The sequence below is a fragment of the Kitasatospora sp. NPDC005748 genome (assembly GCF_040630735.1).
Lineage (GTDB): Bacteria > Actinomycetota > Actinomycetes > Streptomycetales > Streptomycetaceae > Kitasatospora.
This window is the reverse complement of the sequence record NZ_JBEXYD010000057.1, coordinates 37,700-44,067: the sequence shown is the minus strand read 5'-3', so window position 1 is coordinate 44,067 and position 6,368 is coordinate 37,700. Positions and strand designations below refer to the sequence as shown.

Genomic DNA, 6,368 nt, shown 5'->3' with positions numbered 1-6,368 from the left:
TGATGGCCTCCACGACGTCGGCCTGGGTCACCGAACCGAACAGACGGCCGGCCTCGCCCGAGCGAACGGCCAGCTTGACCTGGACGCCTTCGAGCTTGCCCTTGACCTCGTTGGCGGCCTCAAGGGTCTGGATCTCGTGGATCTTGCGGGCGCGACGGATGGCGTCGACGTCCTTCTGGCCGCCCTTGGTCCAGCGGATGGCGAAGCCACGCGGGACCAGGTAGTTGCGGGCGTAGCCGTCCTTGACCTCGACGACCTCGCCGGCGGAGCCGAGACCCGGCACCTCGTGCGTGAGGATGATCTTCATTACTTGGTCACCCTCTCTTAGCGCGCGGTGCTGGTGTAGGGCAGCAGCGCCATCTCACGGCTGTTCTTCACGGCCGTGGCGACGTCACGCTGGTGCTGGGTGCAGTTGCCGGTCACCCGGCGGGCACGGATCTTGCCGCGGTCGGAGATGAACTTCCGCAGCAGGTTCGTGTCCTTGTAGTCAACGTAGTTGACCTTGTCCTTGCAGAAGACGCAAACCTTCTTCTTCGGCTTGCGAGCAGGCGGCTTCGCCATTGTGTGCTCCATTTGGGGTTCACGGCCCGGCAGGCGTCTCACGACGCCGGCGCCGGGCCGCACGAAATCTGTCAGCTCTTAGAACGGGGGCTCTTCCGAGAAGCCGCCACCGGACGGAGCGCCCCAGCTGCCGCCACTCTGGTTGCTGTTGCCACCAGAGGGAGCGCTGGACGCCCACGGGTCGTCGGACGGGCCGGACTGGCCACCGGAGTTTCCACCCCAGTTGCCGCCCTGCTGGCCGCCACCGCCGCCCCAGTTACCGCCGCCCTGGCCGCCGCCGCCCTGCTGGCCGCCGCCGAAGCCGCCGCCGCCGGGAGCGCCGGACCGGTTGGCCCGGGTGACCTTCGCGGTCGCCGAACGCAGGCTCGGGCCCACCTCGTCGACCTCGACCTCGAAGACCGTCCGCTTCTCGCCTTCCTTGGTCTCGTAAGACCGCTGGCGCAGTCGGCCCTGCACGATGACGCGCATGCCGCGCTGCAGCGACTCGGCGACGTTCTCCGCCGGCTGCCGCCAGACGTTGCACGTGAGGAAGAGGCTCTCGCCGTCCTTCCACTCGTTCGTCTGACGGTCGAAGGTGCGGGGAGTGGACGCGATGCGGAACTTCGCGACCGCCGCACCCGACGGGGTGAAGCGCAGCTCGGGGTCGTCGACGAGATTGCCGACGAGGGTGATGACGGTCTCGCCTGCCATGGTGGTGATGACCTCTCCGGAAGAGTTCCGTTCACCGCTGTTTCACGTGAAACAGCGGACGCGAGCTACCCGAGGCCCGAGGGCCTCAGAGGTGGCTCAGTGGGTGTCCGGGCGCAGGACCTTGGTCCGCAGAACCGACTCGCTCAGGCCAAGCTGGCGGTCGAGTTCCTTGACGACCTCAGGCGTGGCCTTGAGGTCGATGACCGAGTAGATGCCCTCGGACTGCTTGTTGATCTCGTAAGCCAGACGGCGACGACCCCAGGTGTCGACCTTCTCCACCTTGCCGCCGCCGTTGCGGACGACAGTGAGGAAGTTCTCGATCAGGGGGGAGACAGCGCGCTCCTCGACCGAGGGGTCGAGGATGACCATCAGCTCGTAGTGACGCATGTGTAACCCACCTCCTTTGGACTCAGCGGCCACGGTCTCTCCGTGGCAGGAGGGTTGTGCAGCGTCGGCACCGGAGTCAGTGACGACACCGGCCCACCGTAGTGGTCCGGTCCGACACTCGACCCCCGTCCACCCGGAAGAGGGCGCAAGGGGGCACAACTACACCAGTGCAGACGGCACAGCCTACCCGCACCCGGACGGCCGAACAAAATGCATAGGGGTTGTGATCCGCGCCCCAACCACCGCAATCTGGACGGAACGGGTTTCCTGCTCGTTCGTCTCTCCGCCAGGAGGTGGGACACATGGCCCAGACCTTCCACCGGTTCCCCGCCCTCACCCTGAACACCGACGGCAACCGGCACCCCCGCGAGAACACCCTGGTCGGCATCACCCTGCTGTTGGGCGTGCTGGCCTTCACGACGTCGTTCTTCCACAACCTCCATCTGCTGAGCTCGTGGACCGGGCTCCTCGGCATCGTCACCGGCCTCTGGGGGCAGTTCGTCTCCGTCACCACGGCCGAGCGCTTCGTCCTGGTCATCAGCCTCACCGCCTCGGCCTTCGGCTTCTACCTGGGCGTGGCCCACGGCGGCCTCTGGGGCTAGCCCCGCGAACCGCACCGACCGTCCCGACCTGCCCCGACCGGCCCAGACCGGCCCAGACCGGCCCAGACCACCCCGACCCCTCCGGCGCCGCCGGAACTCTCGGCGCCCCCGTCACGTACCTCATCAGTGAGACAGGTAGGTGACGGGGGCGCCGCCACGCCCGCAGCCGTGGGCGCCGGTGCCCCGGACGATAGGGTCAGCCCGAGAACCTGGGGCCGCCCGCAGCCCGACCGACGAGGAGCACCGAGCATGAGCCTGCGCCTGAGGACGATCACCCGCGAGGAGCACCTCGCCTTCATCAGGAGCCGCGCCTCTGCCAGCCACATGCAGGTGCCGTCCTGGGGCGACGTGAAGGCGGAGTGGCGTTCGGAGTCGATCGGCTGGATCGACGAGTCCAACCAGATCGTCGGCGCCGGGCTGGTGCTCTACCGCCAGCTGCCGAAGGTCAAGCGCTACCTGGCGTACCTGCCCGAGGGCCCGGTGATCGACTGGTTCGACCGCGACATCGAGCGCTGGCTCTCCCCGATGCTGGCGCACCTCAAGTCGCAGGGCGCCTTCTCGGTGAAGATGGGCCCGCCGGTGGTGATCCGCCGGTGGAACGCGCCGACCATCAAGGAGGCCATCGCCGCCAAGCAGGCCAAGCGCCTGCGCGACATCGAGGCCGACTGGTACGAGCCGCGCGCCTTCGAGGTGGCCGACCGGCTCCGCAAGGCCGGCTGGCTGCAGGGCGAGGACGGCGGCGCCGGCTTCGGCGACGTCCAGCCGCGCTACGTCTTCCAGGTGCCGCTGGCCAACCGCTCGCTGGACGACATCCAGAAGGGCTTCAACCAGCTCTGGCGCCGGAACATCAAGAAGGCCGAGAAGAGCGGCGTCGAGGTGGTCCAGGGCGGCTACGACGAGCTGCCGATCTTCCACCAGCTGTACCTGGTGACCGCCGAGCGCGACCGCTTCACCCCGCGCCCGCTGGCCTACTTCCAGCGCATGTGGAAGGCCCTCACCTCCGAGGACCCGAACCGCATGCGGCTCTACATCGCCTACCACGAGGGCGAGCCGCTGGCCGCGACCACGATGCTCGTGGTCGGTGAGCACGTCTGGTACTCCTACGGTGCCTCGGCCAACCACAAGCGCGAGGTCAAGCCGTCCAACGCGATCCAGTGGCGGATGATGCGCGACTCGTACGCGCTCGGCGGCGGGGTGTACGACCTGCGCGGCATCAGCGACACGCTGGACGAGAACGACCACCTGTTCGGCCTGATCCAGTTCAAGGTCGGCACCGGCGGCCAGGCCGCCGAGTACCTCGGCGAGTGGGACTTCCCGCTCAACAAGCTGCTGCACAAGGCGCTCGACCTCTACATGTCGCGCCGCTGAGCCGCTTGCCCGCCGTGCCCAACACCCCCTGGGAGATGACCCGATGACGCTGTCGCTCTACCTCGACACCGAACGCTGGCGCACCCACCAGCGCTCCGTCCTGGCCGAGTTCCCCGGCCTGGTGCCGGTGGCGAAGGGCAACGGCTACGGCCTGGGCAACCACCGGCTCGCCGAGGAGGCGACCCTGCTCGGCACCGGCGTGATGGCCGTCGGCACCGCCTACGAGGCGGCCGACGCGGCCGACTGGTACGGCGGCGAGCTGCTGGTGCTCACCCCGTACCGGGTCGGCGAGGAGGTGCTGCCGCTGCCGCACGCCCGGGTGATCCGGACGGTGGCGAGCCTGGACGGGCTGCGCGCGCTGCACGGCGCCCGGGTGGTGGTGGAGTGCATGACCACCATGCGCCGGCACGGGGTGAGCGCGGCCGACCTGCCGGCGGTCGCCGCCGAGCTGGACGGCGTCTCCTTCGAGGGCCTGGCGCTGCACCTGCCGATGGACCGGCCGGACGGCTCCGACCCGGTGGACGAGGTCGCCCACTGGGTGGACACCGCCCGGGCGGCCGGCATCCCCGTGCACACCGTGTTCGTCAGCCACCTCGGCGCGGCCGGCATGGAGAAGCTGGCCCAGCGCTACCCCGGCACCGTCTTCCGCGCCCGGATCGGCACCCGGCTCTGGCTCGGCGACCACGGTGCGCTGGAGGTCCGGGCCACGGTGCTGGACGTCACCCCGGTCGCGAAGGGCGACCGCTACGGCTACCGCCAGCACCCGGCGCCCACCGACGGCCACCTGCTGGTGGTCGCCGGCGGCACCGCGCACGGCATCGGCCTGGAGGCGCCCAAGTACGTCCAGGGCATGTCCTCGCGGGCCAAGGGCATCGCCCGGGCCGGTCTGGCGACGGTCAACAAGACCAAGTCGCCGTTCAACTGGGCCGGCAAGCAGCTCTGGTTCGCCGAGCCGCCGCACATGCAGGTCTCGCTGCTCCTGCTGGACAACGAGACCAAGCCGCCGGTGGTCGGCGACGAACTCGTCCTTCAGGTCCGGCACACCACCACGCACTTCGACCGCGTGGTGGACCGCTAGAGCACGCGGCCGGGAGCCCGTCCGGGCGGACGGGCTCCCGGCCCGCCCTACGGCTTGGCGCTGCCGGCGGTCTCCGGCGCGTGCGGCTCGTCGTCGAGCCACAGCTCGGGGCCGGCCGGCGCGTAGCCGGCGTAGCTCGCCGCCTCCCGCAGCTGTCGGGCGGTGCCGACCACGAAGACGTCCGGGGCGTGGTCGAGCACCCCGCCGGACGGGTCGTCGGTGCCGTCCCAGCGCACCGGGTCGCGGTCGGGCAGCAGGATGTCGCGGATGACCATGCCGCACAGGTACAGCGTGCCGAGCAGGTGCAGCACGATGGCGAAGTGGTACCAGGACTCGCCGATCCCGTGCTGCTTGGGCCCGGTGACGAAGCCCAGGTGGGACCAGATGCCCAGGGTGTAGAGCACCTCGCAGGCCTGCCAGATCAGGAAGTCCCGCCAGCGCGGCCGGGCCAGCACCGCCAGCGGCAGCAGCCAGAGCGCGTACTGCGGCGAGTAGACCTTGTTGACCAGGATGAACGCGGCCACCACCAGGAAGGCCAGCTGGGCGAAGCGCGGGCGGCGGGGCGCCGAGAGGGCCAGCCAGGCGATCCCCAGGCAGGCGAGCACCATCAGGATGCCGATGAAGAGGTCGAGGTTGGCCAGGCCGACGCCGCGGCTCTGCATCAGGATCAGCCAGAACGAGCCGTAGTCCTCGGTGCGGTGCTCGCTGAAGACGTAGAAGGTCGACCAGCCCCGCCAGTTGGCGAGCATGATCGGCAGGTTGACCAGCAGCCAGGCACCGACCGCGCCGCCGAGCATCGCCCGGAACTCGCGCCAGCGCCCGGCCCGCCAGCAGAGCAGCAGCAGCGGACCGATCAGCAGCAGCGGGTAGAGCTTGGCGGCGGTGGCCAGGCCGATGAAGACACCGGCCCAGACCGGCCGCGAACCGGACCACCAGGCCATCGCGACGGCGGCCAGCGCGACCGCCAGCAGGTCCCAGTTGACGGTGGCGTTCAGCAGCAGGCAGGGCGCCAGCGCGAACATCAGCGCGTCCCACGGGCGGCGCCGGTGGGTGCGGGAGAGCGCGACCACGGCGACCACCGCGCAGGCCATCAGCAGGCCCGCGTTGATCGCCCAGAACCACTGCTCCTGCTGCTGGCTCGAGCCGCCGCCGGGCGTCAGCCAGGCCGCGATCTGCATGAAGAACCCGGTCAGCACCGGGTACTCCAGGTACTGCAGATCGCCCGAGGTGCCCGGGATCCGGTCCACGTAGGGGTGCAGGCCGGCCGCGAAGCCGCGCCCGGAGAACAGGTGCGGGATGTCGCTGTAACAGGCGTGGATGTACTGCGGCGACCCCGGCTGGAACCAGGCGGCGTCGTAGCAGGGCAGCTTCTGCGCCATGCCCAGCACCGAGACCACGATCACCACCAGCGCCAGGAAGCGCGCCGGGATCCACCAGGAGACGCCCAGCAGCGCGCGGCGGCCGGGCGGGCCGCCGAACACCTCGCTGCCGGCCGCGGCCACCGGGTCCTCGTCCGCCGGGACGACCACGGTGTTGGCGGGCGGGGCGACCGTGGCGGGCGGCGCGACCTTCGCGGGCACCGCCGGAGCCGGCCCGGAATCCTCGATGGGCCCGATGTGGCCGACGGGTTCGTCACGATCGCTCGACGTCATGCCGGACATCCTGCCGCACCTCCCCCGGCT

General features: G+C 70.3%; 8 protein-coding genes. 3 read left to right on the top strand and 5 right to left on the bottom strand.

Annotated elements, in window-relative coordinates; genetic code table 11:
- The 4 genes from rplI to rpsF all read right to left on the bottom strand — a co-directional run.
- Positions 1 to 307 (bottom strand): 50S ribosomal protein L9 (gene rplI, locus ABZ495_RS29745; protein ID WP_359838968.1); only part of this gene is annotated, 307 nt, incomplete at its 3' end.
- Positions 308 to 324: 17 nt separating this feature from the next.
- A complete protein-coding gene (rpsR, locus tag ABZ495_RS29740) occupies positions 325 to 561 on the bottom strand; it encodes a 30S ribosomal protein S18 (protein ID WP_030304537.1) in 237 nt (78 codons plus the stop codon).
- A 78-nt stretch (positions 562 to 639) separates the two neighbouring features.
- Complete coding sequence (locus ABZ495_RS29735) at positions 640 to 1,251, bottom strand: single-stranded DNA-binding protein (protein ID WP_329488773.1); 612 nt, start codon at positions 1,249 to 1,251, stop codon at positions 640 to 642.
- Between the two features lie 96 nt (positions 1,252 to 1,347).
- Complete coding sequence (gene rpsF, locus ABZ495_RS29730) at positions 1,348 to 1,638, bottom strand: 30S ribosomal protein S6 (RefSeq protein ID WP_329488774.1); 291 nt, start codon at positions 1,636 to 1,638, stop codon at positions 1,348 to 1,350.
- Between the two features lie 302 nt (positions 1,639 to 1,940).
- On the opposite strand from rpsF, the gene ABZ495_RS29725 reads away from it, so the two are divergent.
- The 3 genes from ABZ495_RS29725 (at position 1,941) to ABZ495_RS29715 (ending at position 4,686) form a co-directional block, all read left to right on the top strand.
- Entirely contained in the window at positions 1,941 to 2,240 is a 300-nt protein-coding gene (locus tag ABZ495_RS29725) for a hypothetical protein (RefSeq protein ID WP_352288535.1), read from the top strand.
- 249 nt (positions 2,241 to 2,489) lie between these two features.
- Positions 2,490 to 3,608 (top strand): peptidoglycan bridge formation glycyltransferase FemA/FemB family protein, encoded by a 1,119-nt coding sequence (locus ABZ495_RS29720; RefSeq protein WP_329488776.1) that lies wholly within the window; start codon positions 2,490 to 2,492, stop codon positions 3,606 to 3,608.
- Positions 3,609 to 3,651: 43 nt separating this feature from the next.
- On the top strand, positions 3,652 to 4,686 hold the full coding sequence (locus ABZ495_RS29715; protein WP_329488777.1) for an alanine racemase: 1,035 nt from the start codon (positions 3,652 to 3,654) through the stop codon (positions 4,684 to 4,686).
- Between the two features lie 47 nt (positions 4,687 to 4,733).
- Here ABZ495_RS29715 and ABZ495_RS29710 read toward each other — a convergent pair whose 3' ends face one another.
- Positions 4,734 to 6,338, bottom strand: coding sequence for a glycosyltransferase 87 family protein (locus ABZ495_RS29710; RefSeq protein ID WP_359805957.1), 1,605 nt, complete (start codon positions 6,336 to 6,338; stop codon positions 4,734 to 4,736).
- Positions 6,339 to 6,368: the final 30 nt, after the last annotated feature.